Origin of the sequence: Terrabacter terrae, assembly GCF_039529575.1 — a bacterium.
Classification (GTDB): domain Bacteria; phylum Actinomycetota; class Actinomycetes; order Actinomycetales; family Dermatophilaceae; genus Terrabacter; species Terrabacter terrae.
Window position 1 is genome coordinate 127641 of record NZ_BAAANB010000002.1, and the last position, 18435, is coordinate 146075.

Annotated in this window: 17 protein-coding genes; 13 read left to right on the forward strand and 4 right to left on the reverse strand. The window is 70.8% G+C overall.

Annotation, left to right across the window (positions count from 1 at the left end; all coding sequences use genetic code 11):
* Positions 1-147: 147 nt before the first annotated feature.
* The 13 genes from ABD194_RS04955 (at position 148) to ABD194_RS05015 (ending at position 14975) form a co-directional block, all read left to right on the forward strand.
* A complete protein-coding gene (locus ABD194_RS04955) occupies positions 148-1110 on the forward strand; it encodes a carbohydrate ABC transporter permease (protein WP_343988548.1) in 963 nt (320 codons plus the stop codon).
* Positions 1107-2063, forward strand: a complete 957-nt coding sequence (locus ABD194_RS04960) for a carbohydrate ABC transporter permease (protein WP_343988551.1) — start codon at positions 1107-1109, stop codon at positions 2061-2063. Before ABD194_RS04955 ends, ABD194_RS04960 begins: the two co-directional genes overlap by 4 nt.
* A gap of 70 nt (positions 2064-2133) precedes the next feature.
* Positions 2134-3435, forward strand: coding sequence for an ABC transporter substrate-binding protein (locus ABD194_RS04965; protein ID WP_343988554.1), 1302 nt, complete (start codon positions 2134-2136; stop codon positions 3433-3435).
* Between the two features lie 171 nt (positions 3436-3606).
* A complete protein-coding gene (locus ABD194_RS04970; protein ID WP_343988557.1) occupies positions 3607-4755 on the forward strand; it encodes an ABC transporter ATP-binding protein in 1149 nt (382 codons plus the stop codon).
* 2 nt (positions 4756-4757) lie between these two features.
* Entirely contained in the window at positions 4758-5639 is an 882-nt protein-coding gene (locus tag ABD194_RS04975; RefSeq protein WP_343988560.1) for a glycerophosphodiester phosphodiesterase family protein, read from the forward strand.
* A gap of 257 nt (positions 5640-5896) precedes the next feature.
* Positions 5897-6559, forward strand: a complete 663-nt coding sequence (locus ABD194_RS04980; protein WP_343988563.1) for a TetR/AcrR family transcriptional regulator — start codon at positions 5897-5899, stop codon at positions 6557-6559.
* A 1-nt stretch (position 6560) separates the two neighbouring features.
* Entirely contained in the window at positions 6561-7022 is a 462-nt protein-coding gene (locus ABD194_RS04985) for a PPOX class F420-dependent oxidoreductase (protein WP_343988566.1), read from the forward strand.
* A 4-nt stretch (positions 7023-7026) separates the two neighbouring features.
* A complete protein-coding gene (coaE, locus tag ABD194_RS04990) occupies positions 7027-8235 on the forward strand; it encodes a dephospho-CoA kinase (protein ID WP_343988569.1) in 1209 nt (402 codons plus the stop codon).
* Between the two features lie 181 nt (positions 8236-8416).
* The gene (gene lplAB / locus ABD194_RS04995) at positions 8417-9466 is read left to right on the forward strand and encodes a lipoate-protein ligase LplAB (RefSeq protein ID WP_343988572.1); all 1050 of its coding nucleotides are present in this window, start codon (positions 8417-8419) and stop codon (positions 9464-9466) included.
* 53 nt (positions 9467-9519) lie between these two features.
* The gene (gene uvrB, locus ABD194_RS05000; RefSeq protein WP_343988575.1) at positions 9520-11634 is read left to right on the forward strand and encodes an excinuclease ABC subunit UvrB; all 2115 of its coding nucleotides are present in this window, start codon (positions 9520-9522) and stop codon (positions 11632-11634) included.
* Positions 11635-11646: 12 nt separating this feature from the next.
* Positions 11647-12006 carry an MmcQ/YjbR family DNA-binding protein gene (locus ABD194_RS05005; protein ID WP_343988578.1) on the forward strand — a complete coding sequence of 120 codons (360 nt, stop codon included), beginning with the start codon at positions 11647-11649 and terminating at the stop codon, positions 12004-12006.
* A 230-nt stretch (positions 12007-12236) separates the two neighbouring features.
* Positions 12237-13259, forward strand: a complete 1023-nt coding sequence (locus tag ABD194_RS05010) for a TerC family protein (RefSeq protein WP_343988581.1) — start codon at positions 12237-12239, stop codon at positions 13257-13259.
* 168 nt (positions 13260-13427) lie between these two features.
* On the forward strand, positions 13428-14975 hold the full coding sequence (locus ABD194_RS05015) for a hypothetical protein (RefSeq protein WP_343988583.1): 1548 nt from the start codon (positions 13428-13430) through the stop codon (positions 14973-14975).
* 48 nt (positions 14976-15023) lie between these two features.
* On the opposite strand, the gene ABD194_RS05020 is transcribed toward ABD194_RS05015, so the two are convergent.
* The 4 genes from ABD194_RS05020 to ABD194_RS05035 all read right to left on the reverse strand — a co-directional run bounded on the left by ABD194_RS05020 (position 15024) and on the right by ABD194_RS05035 (position 18358).
* Complete coding sequence (locus ABD194_RS05020) at positions 15024-15278, reverse strand: hypothetical protein (protein WP_343988586.1); 255 nt, start codon at positions 15276-15278, stop codon at positions 15024-15026.
* Positions 15279-15540: 262 nt separating this feature from the next.
* Positions 15541-16197 carry a maleylpyruvate isomerase N-terminal domain-containing protein gene (locus ABD194_RS05025; protein WP_343988589.1) on the reverse strand — a complete coding sequence of 219 codons (657 nt, stop codon included), beginning with the start codon at positions 16195-16197 and terminating at the stop codon, positions 15541-15543.
* 46 nt (positions 16198-16243) lie between these two features.
* Positions 16244-16780: a DUF1990 domain-containing protein gene (locus ABD194_RS05030; RefSeq protein ID WP_343988592.1), complete on the reverse strand. Its 537-nt coding sequence runs from the start codon at positions 16778-16780 to the stop codon at positions 16244-16246.
* A 204-nt stretch (positions 16781-16984) separates the two neighbouring features.
* On the reverse strand, positions 16985-18358 hold the full coding sequence (locus ABD194_RS05035; protein ID WP_343988596.1) for an MFS transporter: 1374 nt from the start codon (positions 18356-18358) through the stop codon (positions 16985-16987).
* Positions 18359-18435 lie beyond the last annotated feature (77 nt).

The following is an 18435-nucleotide window of genomic DNA, read 5'->3' on the forward strand; positions in this document are numbered from 1 at the left end:
CTCTCCGGCGTCTCGGGCGGAGCGTGGCCGGCGGCCGACGGAGCGGCCGTCGAGGCCGGTCACGCGTTCACGGCACGTTCAGACTCGAGTCGAAAGCACGCCGCGCAAAAGCCGCACTCCGTGCATTGCCGCCGCTAGGTTGGCCGGGTGCAGTCATCGCTGACCGAACCCCGTGGCGCCGCACCGGGATCCGGTGGCCCCCCTCCAGCAGTCGGGCCGCCCCCACGGCGCTCGAGCGGCCGCGCGTGGGAGTGGTCCCTGGCGGCCCTGCTGCTGCTGCCCAACCTGGTGCTCCTCATCGTCTTCACCTACCGCCCGCTGCTCGACAACATCCGGCTGTCGTTCACGGACTGGAACATCAGCTCGCCCATCGCCAACCCGGTCGGCCTGGCCAACTACGTCGAGTGGTTCGGGCGCGACGACACCAAGGTGATCGTCCGCAACACCCTCGTCTTCACGGTCGCGACCGTGGGCATCTCCATGGCGCTCGGCCTCGGGCTGGCCCTGCTGCTCGACCAGAAGCTCAAGGGCCGCAACCTCGTGCGCTCGGTCGTCTTCGCCCCCTTCGTGATCTCCGGGGCCGCGATCGGCATCGCGTTCCAGTTCGTCTTCGACCCGCGCTTCGGCCTCGTCAACGACCTGCTGGCACGCATCGGCGTGCAGTCGCCGGACTTCTACCAGCAGCCGGGCTGGGCGCTGTTCATGGTGACCTTCACCTACATCTGGAAGAACCTGGGCTACACCTTCGTCATCTACCTCGCCGCCCTGCAGGGGCGCCGCGCCGACCTCGACGAGGCGGCCGAGATCGACGGCGCGTCGGCCTGGACCCGCTTCCGCAGGGTCCTGATGCCGCAGCTGCGCCCGACGACCTTCTTCCTGTCGATCACGGTGCTGCTCAGCTCGGTGCAGGTCTTCGACATCATCAACGTCATGACCCGTGGTGGCCCGCAGGGCAACGGCACCGCCACGCTCGTCTACCAGGTCTACCAGGAGACGTTCGTCAACCAGCGCGCCGGCTACGGCGCCACCGTCGCCACCGTCATGTTCGTCATCCTGCTCGCCGTCACGGTGGTGCAGGTGCGCTTCATGGACAGGGGGAAGCAGTCATGAGCACGTCCACCACGGTCGGCAGCACTGGTCCTGTCGGGGGCGCCGACGAGGAGCGCGCGGGCGGCTCGCCCATCCCGGGGCGGCGCAGGCGTCGGCAGCAGGCGCACAACGTCGAGGCCTCCAGCCACCACCGCGGGCCCGTCTGGACCGTGGCCGGCTACGTCGGCATGGCCCTCATCGTGCTGGTGGTCGCGGTCCCGCTCTTCTGGATCCTCGTGACCTCGTTCAAGGAACGCGGCGACATCTACGTCCGGCCCGCGAAGTGGTGGCCCGACCCCGCGACCGGCCAGAACTACAGCGAGCTCACCACCCGGATCCCGTTCTTCGACTACGTCCGCAACTCGGTGATCATCACCTCGGCGACGTCGATCGCCAAGATCGTGCTCGGCGTCATCAGCGCCTACGCGCTGTCGCTGCTGCGGTTCCCGGGGCGCTCGGTGGTCTTCCTCGTCGTGATCGCCGCCCTGATGGTGCCCAACCAGATCACCGTCATCAGCAACTATGCGCTCGTCGCCCAGCTGGGGTGGCGCAACACCTACCAGGGCATCATCATCCCGCTGGCCGGCGTCGCCTTCGGCACCTTCCTCATGCGCAACCAGTTCCTCAACCTGCCGGGCGAGATCATCGAGGCCGCGCGCCTGGACGGCGCCGGGCCGCTCAAGCTGCTGTGGCGCGTCGTCATGCCGATGTCGTGGCCGACCCTCGTGGCGTTCTCGCTCATCACGGTCGTCAACGAGTGGAACGAGTACCTCTGGCCGTTCCTGATGTCCGACGACGAGTCCACCGCACCCCTGCCGGTCGGCCTGACCTTCCTGCAGAACAACGACGGCGTCACGAACTGGGGTCCGGTCATGGCCGGCACGGTCCTGGCCATGCTGCCGATCCTCGTGCTCTTCCTGGTCCTGCAGCGCCAGATGATCAAGGGCCTGACCGCGGGCGCGGTCAAGAGCTGACGAGACACACCGACAGACCTCTCCACCCACCTTCGACTCCCACACACCACACAGGGAAAGGCACTCACCCATGAACGAGTTCTCACGCCGGGGCTTCCTCGGCCTCGCCGGGGCTGCCGGCATCGCCGGCCTGTCCGCCTGCGCGGGCACCGGCACGTCCGCGACGTCGGGCAACGGGGGCGGCTCGAGCAACACCATCGAGTTCTGGAGCAACCACCCCGGCAACAGCAAGCCGGTCGAGCAGGAGATCATCAAGGCCTTCGAGGCGGCCAACTCGGGGCTCAAGGTCAAGCTCGTCGACGCGGGCAAGAACTACGAGGAGGTCGCGCAGAAGTTCAACGCCTCCCTCGCGGGCGGCCAGCTGCCCGACGTCGTCGTGGTCTCCGACGTGACGTGGTTCAACTTCGCGCTCAACAAGCAGTTGACGCCCCTCGACGACCTGCTGTCCGGCGCCAAGGTCGAGACGTCCGACTACGTCGACGCCCTCTTCAACGACTACAAGCTCAAGGACAAGCACTACGCGCTGCCGTTCGCCCGGTCGACGCCGCTCTTCTACTACAACAAGGACCTCTGGAAGGCCGCCGGCCTCGAGGACCGCGGACCGAAGGACTGGGACGAGTTCCTCACCTGGGCGCCCAAGCTCAAGGCGGCGGCCGGCTCGGACAAGATCGTCATGGAGCTGCCCGACGGCTCGAACTACCTCGACTGGGTGTTCCAGAACATGGTGTGGGGCTACGGCGGCGCATACTCCAAGGAGTGGACGCCCACCTTCTCCGACCCGGGCACCGTCAAGGCCGGCACCTACCTGCAGAACCTCGCCAAGCAGGGCTTCCTGAAGCTGTCGAAGGACCCGGCCCCCGACTTCACGGCTGGCATCGTCGCGTGCAGCATGATGTCGACCGGGTCGCTGGGTGGCGTCGCCAAGGACGCGAAGTTCCCCGTCGGCACGGCGTTCCTCCCGGGCGAGGGCAACTGCCCGACGGGTGGCGCGGGTGTCGGCATCCCGGCCAGCATCTCGGACGAGCGCAAGAAGAATGCCTTGAAGTTCATGGAGTTCCTCACCAACGCCAAGAACACCGTCACGTTCACGCAGGCAACCGGCTACATGCCCGTGCGCAAGTCGGCCGTCGACCTGCCTGAGGAGAAGGCGTTCCTCGACAAGAACCCCAACGCGAAGACGGCCATCGAGCAGCTGCCCAAGACCCGCTCGCAGGACAACGCACGCGTCCTGCTGCCGGGCGGCGGCGCCCGCATCGGCAAGGGCCTCGACCAAATCGTGGCCGGCCAGGACGTCGCGACGGTCTTCAAGTCCCTCGACGCCGAGAGCCAGCAGGTCTTCGACTCGCAGATCAAGAGCAAGCTCGGCGCCTGAGGCGCACCGCACGGCCCCCGCCGTATGCCGTCGGCGCCGTCCCCGGGACGTGCGTGGAGGGCATACGCAAGCAGGTGGGAGGCAGCGGGCGAGCTCGCCCGCTGCCTCCCACCTCACCGGCTCCACCCCGGGACGACCACACCACGAACGGCACGACAGCGAAGGGCATCCATGGCCACCGTGTACTTCGACGAGGCGACTCGTCGGTTCTCCAAGGACGACGCCCCAGCGGTCGACGGCATCACGCTCGACATCGCCGACGGCGAGTTCCTCGTCCTCGTCGGTCCCTCGGGCTGCGGCAAGTCGACGACGCTGCGCATGCTCGCCGGTCTCGAGCCCGTCGACGGCGGCCGCATCCTCGTCGACGGCCACGACCAGAAGGGCGTGCGACCGCGCGACCGCGACATCGCCATGGTGTTCCAGAGCTACGCGCTCTATCCGAACATGAGCGCCGCCCAGAACATGGCCTTCGCCCTGGACAACGCCAAGGTGAGCAAGGCCGAGACGAAGCAGCGCGTCGCCGAGGCGGCCAAGATCCTCGAGCTCGAGCAGCTGCTCGACCGGAAGCCGGGCCAGATGTCGGGCGGCCAGCGCCAGCGCGTGGCGATGGGTCGCGCCATCGTGCGCAACCCCAAGGTCTTCTGCATGGACGAGCCGCTGTCCAACCTCGACGCGAAGCTGCGCGTCTCGACGCGTTCCCAGATCGCCGGGCTGCAGCGCCGCCTCGGCATCACCACCGTCTACGTGACCCACGACCAGGTCGAGGCGATGACGATGGGTCACCGGGTCGCCGTGCTGCGTGACGGCAGGCTGCAGCAGGTCGACACCCCGGAGCGCCTCTACGACCACCCGGTCAACACGTTCGTCGCGGCCTTCATCGGATCTCCGGCCATCACGCTGGTCGAGTCCGAGGTGCGCGAGGGCGTCGCGCACGTCCACGGCGTGCCCGTCCCGCTCGACCGGGCGGTGGCCGGCCGCGCGGGGGAGAAGGTCGTCGTCGGGCTGCGTCCCGAGTCCTGGCACGTCGTGCCGACGCCGGACCAGCGGTCCGACGGATCGAACGGCTCCAGCAGCTCGAACGGCGCGACTGGCATCCGCACCGACGGGTCGCTCGCGCTCGCCGTCGAGCTCGTCGAGTCCCTCGGGGCCGAGTCGTTCGTCTACGGGCGCCCCGTCGACGCCGCCGAGGGTGCCGACCGCGTCACGGTGCGCCTCGACAAGCGCACGCACCTCACGGTGGGCGACGTCGTCCACGTCCAGCCCAACCATGGCGAGGTCCACGTCTTCGACGCGGCGTCCGGCGAGCGGATCGAGGCCTGAGGATGACGGCACGCCCCGGACCGTGGGCGTCGGGTCGCTTCGACGTCGAGGGCCACCGCGGCGCCAGGGGCCTCGTGGTCGAGAGCACCCTCGCGGGCTTCACGGCTGCCTTCGACACCGGGGTGACGGGCGTCGAGCTCGACGTCAGGCTCACGGCCGACGGTGAGGTCGTGGTGTGGCATGACGCGGAGCTGCAGCCGGACAAATGCGTCTCCACCGGTCCCGACCTCGGCGGCGCCCGGCTGGCCGACCTGACCCTGGAGCAGCTGCGCACGGTGGACGTCGGCAGCCGGACGCTGGCCGCGTTTCCCGACCAGCGCCCGTCACCGGGCGCCCGCATCTGCACGCTCGACGAGGTGCTGGCGCACGGTCGAGAGCACGCGCCGGACGTGTGGTGGACGATCGAGCTGAAGGTCAACCCGCTCGACGCCGGGGAGGCGGCCGGGCGACGCCGGCTCCTCGAAGGCGTGCTGGCCGGTGTGCACGAGGCCGGGATCCAAGGGCAGTGCTTCGTGCACTCGTTCGACTGGGCGGTCCTCGAGCTGTCGGCCGAGCTGGCGCCCGACGTCCTGCGGTCAGCGCTCGTGGAGTCCTCCCTCACGTGGGTCCCTGGCAGCCCGCTCACCGGCAGCGTCCGGGTGGGCGAGTCGCACGTCGACCTGTGCGATGGTGCGGCGGCCGTGGGAGCCTCGGTGGTCTCGCCAGACCACGCCATGGTCGACGCCGCCTTCGTCGAGGGAGCCCACGCCGCGGGCCTGTCGGTGCTGCCGTGGACGGTCAACGAGCCGGACCGGATGGTGGAGCTCATCGAGGCGGGGGTCGACGGCCTCGTCTCGGACTACCCCGACCGTGCGGTCGCCCTGCTGTCATCGACCCCGGCCTGAGGCCGGTGCCTCGGCCGCAGCCGAGGGGCCGGTCCGTGCTGAGACGGACCGGCCCCTCGCTGCACCGGCGGCCCCTGCGGGCCGGGGCTCAGGCGCTCGTGGCACACTCGGGCCCATCCACAGCACGACGGGCGGGTGGCCACGTCGACGAGGTCGACGCTGCGGCTCCGGTGCAGCAGCTGGATGGGGACCCCTGAACCCCACCCATTCGCTGGAACGCCGTTCCAGCGAACTCATGATGCGTTTGAAGGACTCCGATGTCAACAGACCGGGCGTACGACAACAGCTCGCGTGCGGAGGCCGCGCTCCAGACCCGTCGCCGGATCATCGATGCGGCGCGCGAGATGCTCCTTCGCGACGGCTACCACGCCATGTCGGTCAGTGCCCTCGCGTCGTCGGCCGGCGTGAGCGCCCAGACGGTCTACAACGCCATCGGCGGCAAGTCGGCCGTGGTCAAGGCCACCTACGACGTCATGCTCGCCGGCGACGACGAGCCGGTGGCCATGCAGGACCGGCCGGAGTTCCGCGCCATGTCCCGCGCCGTCGACCGCGAGGCGTTCATGCGGGCGTATGCCGCCCTGTGCGCGACGATCTACGAGCGGGTCGGCCCGTTGCTGGGCGTCCTGCTGGCGCAGGGTGGCGGCGGTGACGCGGGCCTGCAGGAGTTCGTCGCGACGATCGACCGCGAGCGCCGCGTCGGCAACTCGAACGCCCTGAATGCGCTCGAGGCCGCCCACGGGCTCCCGCCGCGCCTCGACCGGGAGCGGTTCATCGACATCGTGTGGACCATCACGGCCCCGGAGATCTACGACCGCTTCGTGCGCCGGTGCGGCTGGACACACCAGATGTATGCCGCTTGGCTGGCCGAGGCGCTCGTCGCCGTGTTCGACCGCGCCAGCATCGCAACCCAGGAGGACTGACATGCCCCGCCAGATCGCGACCAACACCGAGGTCGACCGTGAGGCCATGCTTGACTTCGTGCGTCCCAGGCACTCGATGGTGCTCATCACGGAGCGATCCGACGGCCGTCCGCAGGCCTCGCCCGTCACCGGTGGGGTGGACGAGCAGGGCCGCATCGTCGTCTCGACCTATCCCGAGCGGGCGAAGACCACCAACGCGCGACGCCGCGCGCAGGTGAGCGTCCTGGTGCTCTCCGACGACTTCGGTGGGGAGTGGGTCCAGGTCGACGGCGACTGCGAGGTCATCGACCTGCCGGAGTCCGTGGAGCCTCTCGTCGACTACTTCCGCGCCATCTCGGGCGAGCACCCCGACTGGGACGAGTACCGCCAGGCCATGCGCGACCAGGGCAAGTCGCTGCTCCGGGTCACCCCGACCCGGTGGGGCCCGGTCGCGCGTGGCGGCTTCCCCGCCCGGCTGGCCTGAGCGCGTGCTGCGGGTCGGGGTCACCGGGGGCATCGGGTCGGGCAAGTCCACCGTGTCGCGCCGGCTCGGCGAGTTGGGGGCACACGTCGTCGACGCGGATGCGGTCGCACGCGAGGTGGTCGAGCCTGGGGAGCCGACGCTCGGGCGGATCCGGGAGCGCTTCGGTGAGGGGGTGGTCCGCGCCGACGGGACGCTGGACCGGGCGGCGCTCGCCGCCCTCGTGTTCCCCGACCCGGAGGCGCTCGACGTCCTGAACGCCATCACGGGTCCCGCCATCGCGGACCGAGTGGCGCAGCAGCGAGATCGGGTCCCGGCGGGCGTCGTCTCGGTCTACGACATGCCGTTGCTCGTCGAGCGCGCCCTCTGGGTGCACGAGCACCTGACGGTCGTCGTCGAGACCGATGTCGAGACCCGGGTGCGCCGGCTGGTCGAGCAGCGCGGCCTGGCTGAGGACGACGTGCGACACCGCATCGCGGCGCAGGCCACCGACGAGCAGCGACGTGCGGCCGCAGACGTCGTGCTCGACAACTCCGGCTCCCCGGAAGCGCTCGTGGCCGCCGTGGACGAGCTCTGGGCACGTCGCCTCCTCCCGTACGAGGCGAGCCTCGTCGGAGGCACGCGGTCCCGGCGCCCCGACCGGGCCGCCGACTGCGTCGTCGTCCCGCGACCGGACTGGGAGGCTCGTGCGGAGCGCGTCGTCGCCCGTCTGGCCGCAGCGCTCGCGCCCACGGGCGTCGTCACGGAGGTGTCCCACGTCGGGTCGACCTCGGTCCCCGGCCTCCTCGCCAAGGACGTCATCGACGTGCAGGTGGGGGTGCGACGCCTCGCCGACGCGGACCGGCAGGAGGTGCGCGACGCCCTCACGGACGCCGGCTACGTGTTCTCCTATGGCAACCACACCGACACGCCGCACCCGCAGGGGGCGGACGCCTCGGACTGGGCCAAGCGCTTCCTCGGCGGCTGCGATCCCGCCAACCACGTCCACGTCCACGTCCGCGAGCACGGTTGCGCCGGTTGGCGGTTCGCGCTGCTGTTCCGTGACTGGCTCCGGCACGAGCCGGCCGAGCGCGACGCCTATGCCGCCGAGAAGCGGCGGCTGCTCCGGGAGCACGAGTCAACGTCCGACTACGTCGTCGCGAAGGAGCCGTGGTTCGAGGGCGCGTGGCAGCGCGCGAACGCCTGGGCGCAGCGCACGGGCTGGCGGCCGCGGTAGGGGGCACCCGGCATACGCCCTCCGCTGGGGAGTGCGCCACGGCGCAGTTCCAGCCTTCGCGACCCCTCAAGCCCGGTCGGAAGTGCGCCGCGGCGCGCTTGCGTATGCCGGTCGGCGCCGCCCGGTCCTCGGTGGACGTGCTCCGCGGCATACGCGGGCGGTCTGCGGTGTTGTGGGGGACATGCGTGGTGAGTACAAGGTCCCCGGTGGCAAGCTCGTGGCGGTCGACGTCGAGGAGGTCGACGGCCGGCTGGCGCGGGTCAGCGTCTCGGGCGACTTCTTCCTCGAGCCCGACGAGGCGCTCGGCGACATCAACGCCGCACTGACCGGCATGCCCGTCGACGCCGGCGTCGACCAGCTCGCAGCCGCGGTGACCGGTGCGCTTGGTGACGGCGTGGCACTCATCGGCTTCACCGCCGAGTCCATCGGCATCGCGATCCGCCGCGCCCTGGGCAAGGCGACGGGGTGGGACGACCACGACTTCGAGGTCATCCCCGCCAAGGTGCTCGACCCGGCGTTGCACGTGGCCCTCGACGAGGTCCTGGCGCGTACCGTCGCGGCGGGCAGCCGACCGCCGACGCTGCGCTTCTGGGACTGGGACAGCCCGCTCGTCGTCATCGGCTCGTTCCAGTCGGTCCGCAACGAGATCGACCCGGAGGGGGCCCAGCGGCACGGCATCGACGTGGTGCGCCGCATCTCCGGCGGTGGCGCGATGTTCATGGAGCCGGGCAACACCATCACCTACTCGCTCGTCGTCCCCACCTCGCTCGTCGAGGGCCTGAGCTTCGAGCGGTCCTACTCGTTCCTCGACGAGTGGGTCATCGAGGCGCTCGCCGACATCGGCGTCAACGCGCACTTCGTGCCGTTCAACGACATCGCCAGCGACAAGGGCAAGATCGGCGGGGCGGCGCAGAAGCGCTTCGCCTCGGGCGCCGTGCTGCACCACGTGACGATGGCCTACGACATCGATGCCGACAAGATGCTCGAGGTGCTGCGCATCGGCCGCGAGAAGATGAGCGACAAGGGCACGAAGTCGGCCAACAAGCGCGTCGACCCGATGCGGTCGCAGACGGGCATGACCCGCGACGCCATCCTCGAGTCCTTCGCGAGGTCCTTCGCCCGCCGGTACCGGGCGACGGTCTCGGACTACACGGCGGAGGAGCTCGAGGCGGCGCGGGCGCTGGTCGACGAGAAGTTCGCGACCCCCGAGTGGACGCACCGGGTCCCGTGAGCCGTCACGCTTCCGGAATGGGCGCTGTCGGTGCTCCGACGTACGGTTGAGCCATGCGTCCGACGACCGACCTCCAGCGCACGGTGGCACCCTTCGAGGTGATCTCCGAGTACACGCCGAGCGGCGACCAGCCGGCGGCCATCGCCGAGCTCGCGCAGCGGGTCAAGGCGGGGGACACCGACACCGTCCTGCTCGGCGCCACCGGCACCGGCAAGTCGGCCACGACGGCCTGGCTCATCGAGCAGGTGCAGCGCCCGACGCTGGTCATGGCGCCCAACAAGACCCTCGCAGCGCAGCTGGCCAACGAGTTCCGCGAGCTGCTGCCCAACAACGCCGTCGAGTACTTCGTCAGCTACTACGACTACTACCAGCCCGAGGCGTACATCCCGCAGACCGACACCTACATCGAGAAGGACAGCTCGGTCAACGACGAGGTGGAGCGGCTGCGGCACTCGGCCACCAACTCGCTGCTCACGCGCCGCGACGTCATCGTCGTCGCGTCGGTGTCGTGCATCTACGGCCTCGGCACCCCCCAGGAGTACGTCGACCGCATGGCGCGCCTCAAGGTCGGCCAGGAGATCGAGCGCGACCAGCTGCTGCGCCGCTTCGTCGAGATGCAGTACACCCGCAACGACCTGGCCTTCACGCGCGGCACGTTCCGGGTCCGTGGCGACACGGTCGAGATCATCCCGGTCTACGAGGAGCTCGCCATCCGCATCGAGTTCTTCGGTGACGAGATCGAGCGCATCTACACCCTGCACCCGGTGACCGGCGAGGTCGTCAACGAGGAGCAGGAGATGTACGTCTTCCCGGCGTCGCACTACGTCGCCGGCCCCGAGCGCATGGAGCGGGCCATCCGCGGCATCGAGCTCGAGCTCGAGGACCAGCTCGCGCTCTTCGAGAAGCAGGGCAAGCTGCTCGAAGCGCAGCGCCTGCGCATGCGCACGACCTACGACATCGAGATGATGCGCCAGGTCGGCTTCTGCAACGGCATCGAGAACTACAGCCGCCACATCGACGGCCGCACGGCCGGCTCCGCGCCCAACTGCCTCCTCGACTACTTCCCCGAGGACTTCCTCCTCGTCCTCGACGAGTCGCACCAGACGGTGCCGCAGATCGGCGCGATGTACGAAGGAGACATGTCGCGCAAGCGCATGCTCGTCGAGCACGGCTTCCGTCTGCCGAGCGCCATGGACAACCGCCCACTGAAGTGGGAGGAGTTCCTCGAGCGCATCGGGCAGACCATCTACCTCTCGGCCACACCGGGGGAGTACGAGCTGGCCAAGTCCGGGCCGCCCGTCGAGCAGATCATCCGGCCCACCGGCCTCGTCGATCCCGAGGTGGTCCTCAAGCCCACGAAGGGCCAGATCGACGACCTCATGCACGAGATCCAGGAGCGCACCAAGCGCGACGAGCGCGTCCTCGTCACCACGCTCACGAAGAAGATGGCCGAGGACCTCACCGACTACCTCCTCGACAAGGGCATCCGGGTCCGCTACCTCCACAGCGACATCGACACCCTGCGCCGCGTCGAGCTGCTGCGCGAGCTGCGCACCGGCGTCTTCGACGTCCTCGTCGGCATCAACCTCCTGCGTGAGGGCCTCGACCTCCCGGAGGTGTCGCTGGTCTCGATCCTCGACGCCGACAAGGAGGGCTTCCTGCGGTCGGCCCGCTCCCTCATCCAGACGATCGGTCGAGCCGCCCGAAACGTCTCCGGCCAGGTGCACATGTACGCCGACAAGATGACGCCGTCCATGGAACAGGCCCTCGAGGAGACCAACCGGCGGCGCGAGAAGCAGATCGCCTACAACCTCGAGCGCGGCATCGACCCGATGCCGCTGCGCAAGAAGATCGCCGACATCACGGACCTGCTCGAGCGCGAGGACGCCGACACCCAGGAGCTGCTGGGCTCCGGGCGCATGCAGTCGCGGGGCAGGAGCGGCGCGGGGCGCGGTGCGGTCGCCGCAGACGTCGGCGTCTCGGCCGGCGGCGCGGCCAGCCGTCCGGCCGACATGGCGGCTGCCGACCTCGCCGGCCTCATCCAGGAGCTCACCACGCAGATGCACCAGGCTGCCGCCGACCTCCATTTCGAGCTGGCGGCCCGTCTGCGCGACGAGATCGGCGAGCTCAAGAAGGAGCTGCGGCAGATGAGTGCCGCCACGCGGTGAGGGGCTGAGCTCGTGGCTTCCGGCGATTCCGTCACAGCGCGGCTGAGGGCCGCCGCCCTCGCACTGCCCGGCGCGTGGGAGGACTCGCCCTGGGAGGGCGACACGGTGGCCAAGGTGGGCGACAAGATCTTCGTGTTCCTCGGCTCCGAGTCCATCGGCGTCAAGTGCGCTCGCGGCCGCACCGAGGCCGACGAGTGGCTCGAGCGCTACCCCGACGACGCGAGCGTCATGGCCTACATCGGCCGGCACGGGTGGAACACCCTGCGCACGACGGGGGCGATCGAGGAGGACGAGCTCCTGGACGCGCTCGAGACCTCCTACGAGATCGTGGTGTCGGGGCTGCCCCGCAGCCGACGCCCCGGGGCCTCGTGAAGGCCCCCGTCCCGTCGGGCGACGTGTTCCGCCCACCCGTCGGAACCGGATTTGGGCAGGGCCTGCCGGAGTGAAAGACTCAGGCGTTCACGGAGGGGAGTATCCCCGACACGACGGGCTCGTCATCACGGAGCAGGGACCCACCGCCGCTCCCGGTCCCGTCGGTCCGGCCACGGCGCCGGGCGGGAGAGACCTCCGGTTGCTGATCTGGTGACCGGAAGGTTGTGCCCATGAACGTTCCCGCCTGGGGCTGGTTCCTCACGATCGGCCTGATGGCCGTGTTCCTGCTCGTCGACGTCTTCGTCATCGCGCGGCGCCCGCACGTGCCCTCGATGGCCGAGGCCGGTCGTTACCTCGCCTGCTACGTGACCGCGGCCGTGCTCTTCGGTCTTTTCGTCTGGTTCGAGTGGGGCGGCCAGTTCGCCGGTGAGTTCTACGCCGGGTGGCTGACCGAGTACTCCCTCTCGGTCGACAACCTGTTCGTCTTCCTGCTCATCATGGCCAGCTTCAAGGTGCCGCAGAAGCTGCAGCAGTCGGCCCTGATGATCGGCATCATCATCGCCATCGTCCTGCGCGGCATCTTCATCGCCCTGGGCGCTGTCGTCATCAACGCGTACTCGTGGGTCTTCTACATCTTCGGCGCCTTCCTGGTCTACACGGCGGTCAAGCTGGCGACCGAGGGCGAGAGCGACGACGACGAGTTCCACGAGAACCGGTTCCTGCTCTGGGTCGAGAAGCGCTTCCGCGCGACGAAGGAGTGGAACGGCACCCGGCTCAGCGTCGTCGAGGGCGGCAAGCGGCTCGTCACGCCGATGCTCATCGTGATCCTCGCGCTCGGCACCACCGACCTGCTCTTCGCGCTCGACTCCATCCCGGCGATCTACGGCCTGACCAAGGAGCCGTTCCTCGTCCTGACGGCCAACATCTTCGCCCTGATGGGACTGCGGCAGCTCTACTTCCTCATCGGCGGCCTGCTCAAGAAGCTTGTCTACCTCAGCATCGGCCTCGCGGTGCTGCTCGCCTTCATCGGCGTGAAGCTGGTCATGCACGCCCTGCACGAGAACAACCTGCCGTTCGTCAACGGCGGCCGGCCGATCGAGGGCGTCCCCGACATCCCCATCCTGGTCTCCCTCGGGGCGATCGTCCTGATTCTCGGCGTCACCACGGTCGCCAGCCTCTGGAAGTCCAAGCGGGACGCGCAGCTGGAGAGCCGGACCGTCCCGTCCTCCGAGGCGTCCCACGACGCCTCCTGACCCCGGCCACACGGGGGGCGACGCCGGGACCTCTTGGCGTCGTCCCAGGTCGGGCCGCTAGCGTGCGGATGCTACCCGGCCCCGGCCGGGTATTCCGTACGTGACGACCACTCCCTCCCATGACGACGACCAACGAGATCCCGACGGCGGCACCATGACGACGACCTCATGACGACCAGCACGCTCACCCCCACCGCCACCGGGGCGTCCCACCGCGTCGACCCCGGGCCGACGCGCCGGCGCTACCTCGTTCCTGCCGTCCTCGCGGTTGCCCTCGTGCTGACGGAGGCGTTCAACCAGGCCGTGACCCCGTTCATCCGACATGACGACTGGCCCTTCCTGGTGCCGGAGAACACCGCGGGTGTCACGTCCGTCGCCGAGCACGACCTCTACGAGGGGCGCTGGCTCAACCACCTGTGGTGGGCCGTGGTCGGCCAGCACGGCACCCCGACCTCCGCGGCGATCACGTATGCCTTGGGCTACGCCCTGCTCGTCGCCGGGCTGTGGCGCGTGCTGCACCTCGCCGGCATCCGCCCGCGGCCGCTGGTCGACGCCCTGCTCGGACTGGCCCTCTACGCCTCCGCGGTGTGGGTCCAGCTCCTCTACTGGCCGGGCGCGCTGACGGCCTCCGTGCTCGTCGCCGCGGGTGCGGTGTGGGCGCTGCCGTGGGCGGCGCGCTCGCGCCTGCGGTTCGGTCTGTGGCTGGTCGTCTCCGAGGTCTGCGTCGTGCTGACCTACCCACCCGTCGGCGTGCTGCTCGTGCTCTTCGCCGTCGTGCTGCTGCGCCGGGCGTCCTGGCGACGCGTGCTCGCCGTCGTCGTGGGCTGGGTGGCGTGCTTCGCCCTCGGGGTCGGCGTCGCGTACCTGCTGAACTGGATCGGCAACGACTACTTCGGGATCAAGATCGCCTACTGGCGCAATCCCAACCCGCTCACGTCGTGGGACGCGCTGGTCACGAACACCGGACGCTGGGCGGAGGCTGCCGCAACCCTGTGGGCCGCACAGTGGTGGGTCGCAGTGGTCGCGGTCATCGCGGTCGCGCTCGGCCTGCGCGACGCCGCGGTGCGTCCGCGCCTGCTGCGCCTGCTGGCCGCCCTGGCCGTCGCCGGCGGTATCGATGCGGCCCAGGTGCTCGTGACCGGTGTCGTCACCGACTCCCGGGGCGAGCTGTGGACCTGGTACGTCGCCGTGCTGCCCGCGGCCCTCCTGCTCGTGCGAGTCACGGAAGGCGCGGGAGGCGGCCGTCTGCGCGGCCTCCAGAGCGACCGCGTCGGCGCCCTGGCGCTGGCCCTCCTCGCCGTCGGCGGGGTGCTCGCCTGGCGGTCCGACGTGGGCGAGCACCAGGCGACGCGAGGCGAGTACGCGGCGATCGCCGCGCAGGCCACGCGCGTGGGCCCGGACGGCGAGCGGCCGGTCGTCGTCGTCTACATGGACCCGGCCCTACGCCATTCGCGCGAGGGCGGCATCATGGCCGGCACCATGCGAATGGCCATCCGCGCCGACCAGGACGGACTGCTCCCGGACTGGTGCCGCCCTGCGGAGTGCCGGCAGCTCATCGCCCGAGCCGCGTCGGGCCCTGTCGTCGACCTGGGTCGCGTCGGGAACGGCCCCCACGTGGTCGGCGTCCTGGTGCCAGACCCGCCCGCGTGGATCTTCGATGCCGAGACGACCACCATGGTCGGGCCTGGCGCAACCTCCGTCGCGACCGCGAGGTAGCGCGGCGAGGCGCCGCCGCGGCCGCCGGGCGAGCTGGAGGGATCGGTCCTAGTGGGCCGCCATGGTCGCCCGCAGTGTGGCACGGCGCCTGCGCAGGTTCGCGATCACCATTCGCTGGCGGCGCAGCAGCAGGCGACGCTCGGGGTTGGTGACGAGCCGCCCGCCGAAGGGGACGAAGATCGGTAGGTGCCGCAAGCGATCCTCGGTGGCGCTCAGGGCGCCGATCAGCTCGCGGATGCTCATCGTCGACAGCTGCTGTGCGGTGTCGTCGGTGGAGGTGGGCAGGTTCGGTGCAAGCGACATGCAGTACTCCAATGCCAAGGCTGGCCACAGCCGGGCGTAGGTGCGTATGGAGGGGTCAGGCTGGCCGCGGCGGCCCCCGGTCGGGGTGGTCCGTGTGGCGTCCCAGCGTCGTACGAGGTGCTGATCGAGAACCTACGGATTTCGTGGCCCTCGCGACAGGGACCTAGGTCCCGAACCGGGCCATCCGTTCGGCAGGAGGTGCGTTGCGGGTCGATCTGCAGGCCGGTCGTCCGGCCCTGAGCCGGCTGCTGGGCCTCGCCGCTCAGAGCGAGACGGGGAACGCCGGACCCGGCTGTGCGGACGGCGGGGGCTGCTGGCGTCCGAGCCCGACGAGGACAGCCGTCCGGTCCTCGAGGGCGGCCGGCAGCTCTGCCTCAGCGATCGCTTCGAGCGTCGCCCGCGTCCATGCCAGCCCCGACGAGCCGTCGTCGGTCACCCCGAGATCCAGCTGGTGCACGGCCAGCTCGACCACCCAGGTGGCCAGGAAGTCACCGCTGCGCAGGTGCTTGCCCTGGAAGGCGACAGTCCCCTCCGGCATGGTCTGCGCGGCGCGGACCGCGGCATCGGCCGCCTCCCGCAGGTGGGTGACGGCAGCCCTCGGGCGGCTGTAGGCGGCCGCCGTCCGACGCAGCCACAGGATGTGGAGCACCGGGTCGTCGTCCCGGTCGTCCGGGTGGGCCGCCCAGTAGGAGGCCGCGTCGTGGTCCGGCTCCTCACCGCTGGCGGCAATCGTCCCGAGTGCCATCTCCTGCAGTCCCATGCGCACGTGCACGACGACATCGAGCCGACTCCAGCCGTGGCAGAGTGAGGAACCGAGCAGCTCCAGGTCGCTCATCGAGCCGGCCGCGGCCACGAGCTCGCCGACCTGTCGGCTGAGACGCTCGACGGCCTGCTCGTGCGCGAAGGAGAGCTGCCTCACGCCACGGACCCTGCACGCGCGCCCCAGCGCCGGCCCCGACCGGTGTTCACAGCCGGTCCAGCGAGTGGAGGTAGCGCCGGGTCATCCCGTCCTGGACCCATCGGCTGACCGGGCCGCCCAGCCGCGCGAGCAGGGAGGCGTGGCAGGAGACGGCGGCCACCGTGAACCGGATGCCGCCATCCGGCTGTCGCTCGAGGACGAACCGCTCCTCGCCCGACTCCGGGTGGCCGGGGAGGGTGCCGTAGGCGAAGCCCCGGCGGTCCGGCTCGTCGATGACCTCGACGACGCGGCACGGGATCCGGACCGCCAGCCGTCCGACCCCGAGACGCAGCTCCACGACCGTGCCCGGTGTTGCTGCGGTCCCGGACGCGCGGACCTGGAGGCCGGCCCGGTCCTGCACCCGCCAACCGAGCAGGTCCCGGGCCGAGCCCTCGAAGTCCCGCCGCTGCAGGCGCACGCTCTTCTCGAAGTGCCGGTAGCCCGGCGGCGGGGGCCCGGCCGCTGCGACGGCGTCTCGCGGGTAGGTCAGCGGTTCCGCCCGCAGGGCTGCGAACTGCTCCTGGCCCAGCGCCCTGACCGTCATGCTCCTATCGTCCCCGCATGCGCCGTGGACCAAACACGAGCCGCCCGGCCGCACCCCGCACCTCCGGGCCCGTGACACCGCGTAGGCCGGGTGCCGGCGTTGTCGGGGTGTGTCCGTGGCCGCTGCGGGTGCGGCTCCCAGCCGGCCGCGACACGAACGCACGAGGCCGCCAGCGACCGCCCGCGACGTCTGGCCAAGGTGCCCCTATCGCACGCGGTGGGCGACGAGCCAGCCGAGCAGGGCGGGGACGGCCATGACGGCGAAGACGGCGGCATACGCGCTGGGCACAGCCGACCCGGCGCCCGCGAAGACGATGGCCGACACGGCGATGGCGGTGGCTGCCCCCGACGAGTCGCCGATCTGCAGGGCGGAGCTGACGAATCCCTGCTCGGTCGCGTCGGCGCGCGACAGGGCCTGGGCCGTGACGCGCGGGTAGAGCGTGCCGATGCCCAGGCCGACCAGCGGGAAGAGTGAGATGACGACCCAGGTGGGAGCGCCCGCACCCACGGCGGCGCCGAGCCCAATCAGGCTGAGGGTGATGGCGGCCAGCGACACGGCGGCGGTGCGCCCGACCTCGAAGCGGTGGTCCCAGCGGCCCTGCACCCAGGACCCGGCGAACCAGGTGACGCCGGTGATGGTCAGGGCGACGCCGGCGAGCGCGGGGCTCAGGCCGTCGCGGTCCGTCAGCAGGCGGGGGAGGTAGACCTCGGCCCCGCTGAAGGCCGCGAAGGCGAGAGCCCGCAGGGCGATGTCGGTGGGCAGGCCGCGCGCCGCTCGCAGGGTGCCGCGCGGGGTCAGCGGCAGCAGCGTCAGGCCCACGAGGACCACGGCGGTCACGGCGAGGGCGATGCCCAGCGCGTCGAGGCGGTCGGAGGCGGCGTTGAGGCCGAGCACGGCGGCTGCGAGCAGGACCGAGGCGGCGATGGAGCGGCGGCGCCACGGCACGTCGACCAGCTCCTGTCGCAGGCCGCTGACGATGCGCCCGAGCAGGACCGCGGCGACGACCAGCACCACGAGAGCCAGTCCGAAGACCCACCGCCACCCGATGGTCTGCGCGATCAGGCCGGCCACGAAGGGCCCGGCGATCGACGGCACCACCCAGGCGGCCGAGAAGCCGGCGAGGATCGCGGTGTGCAGCCGCTGCGGGTAGACGCGGGTCACGAGCACGTAGAGCGCGGTGCTCGTCATGCCGGCGCCGAGGCCCTGCACGACGCGGGCGACGACGAGCAGGCCCATCGAGGGGGCGAGGCCCGCCACGACGAGGCCGACCGCGAAGAGGCACAGACCGATGAGCAGGGGCGGTCTCGGACCGCGCCGGTCGGCGAGGTTGCCCGACCAGACGATGCTGACGATGCCGGAGGCCAGCGTCGCGGTGAAGGCCATGGCGTAGAGCGAGGCCCCGTCGAGCTCCCGAGCGATGGTCGGCATGACGGTGGTCAGGGCGAGGGCCTCGAAGGCGTGCAGCGAGACGAGCGCGAGGACGCCGATGGTGGTGGCCCGCAGTGCTGGGGAGAGGATCCCGCCGCCCTCGTCGGGGACGGCGTCCCGGGCGTCAGGGCGCATCGTGCTCGAGGTCATGCGACGAACGTAGGACCTCGAGCGTGCTCGAGGTCAAGCGGGGCGAGGGGCCGCTGCGGGGTGCCCTGACGGGAGCG

What these genes read in the sequence shown, in the direction of transcription:
- ABD194_RS04975 (WP_343988560.1), top strand. Translation starts at nt 4,758, where the DNA reads ATGACGGCACGCCCCGGACCGTGGGCGTCGGGTCGCTTCGACGTCGAG.
- uvrB (WP_343988575.1), top strand. Translation starts at nt 9,520, where the DNA reads ATGCGTCCGACGACCGACCTCCAGCGCACGGTGGCACCCTTCGAGGTG.
- ABD194_RS05015 (WP_343988583.1), top strand. Translation starts at nt 13,428, where the DNA reads ATGACGACCAGCACGCTCACCCCCACCGCCACCGGGGCGTCCCACCGC.
- ABD194_RS04980 (WP_343988563.1), top strand. Translation starts at nt 5,897, where the DNA reads ATGTCAACAGACCGGGCGTACGACAACAGCTCGCGTGCGGAGGCCGCG.
- ABD194_RS04965 (WP_343988554.1), top strand. Translation starts at nt 2,134, where the DNA reads ATGAACGAGTTCTCACGCCGGGGCTTCCTCGGCCTCGCCGGGGCTGCC.
- ABD194_RS04970 (WP_343988557.1), top strand. Translation starts at nt 3,607, where the DNA reads ATGGCCACCGTGTACTTCGACGAGGCGACTCGTCGGTTCTCCAAGGAC.
- ABD194_RS05030 (WP_343988592.1), bottom strand. Translation starts at nt 16,780, where the DNA reads ATGACGGTCAGGGCGCTGGGCCAGGAGCAGTTCGCAGCCCTGCGGGCG.
- lplAB (WP_343988572.1), top strand. Translation starts at nt 8,417, where the DNA reads ATGCGTGGTGAGTACAAGGTCCCCGGTGGCAAGCTCGTGGCGGTCGAC.
- ABD194_RS04985 (WP_343988566.1), top strand. Translation starts at nt 6,561, where the DNA reads ATGCCCCGCCAGATCGCGACCAACACCGAGGTCGACCGTGAGGCCATG.
- ABD194_RS05020 (WP_343988586.1), bottom strand. Translation starts at nt 15,278, where the DNA reads ATGTCGCTTGCACCGAACCTGCCCACCTCCACCGACGACACCGCACAG.
- ABD194_RS05035 (WP_343988596.1), bottom strand. Translation starts at nt 18,358, where the DNA reads ATGACCTCGAGCACGATGCGCCCTGACGCCCGGGACGCCGTCCCCGAC.
- ABD194_RS05010 (WP_343988581.1), top strand. Translation starts at nt 12,237, where the DNA reads ATGAACGTTCCCGCCTGGGGCTGGTTCCTCACGATCGGCCTGATGGCC.
- ABD194_RS04960 (WP_343988551.1), top strand. Translation starts at nt 1,107, where the DNA reads ATGAGCACGTCCACCACGGTCGGCAGCACTGGTCCTGTCGGGGGCGCC.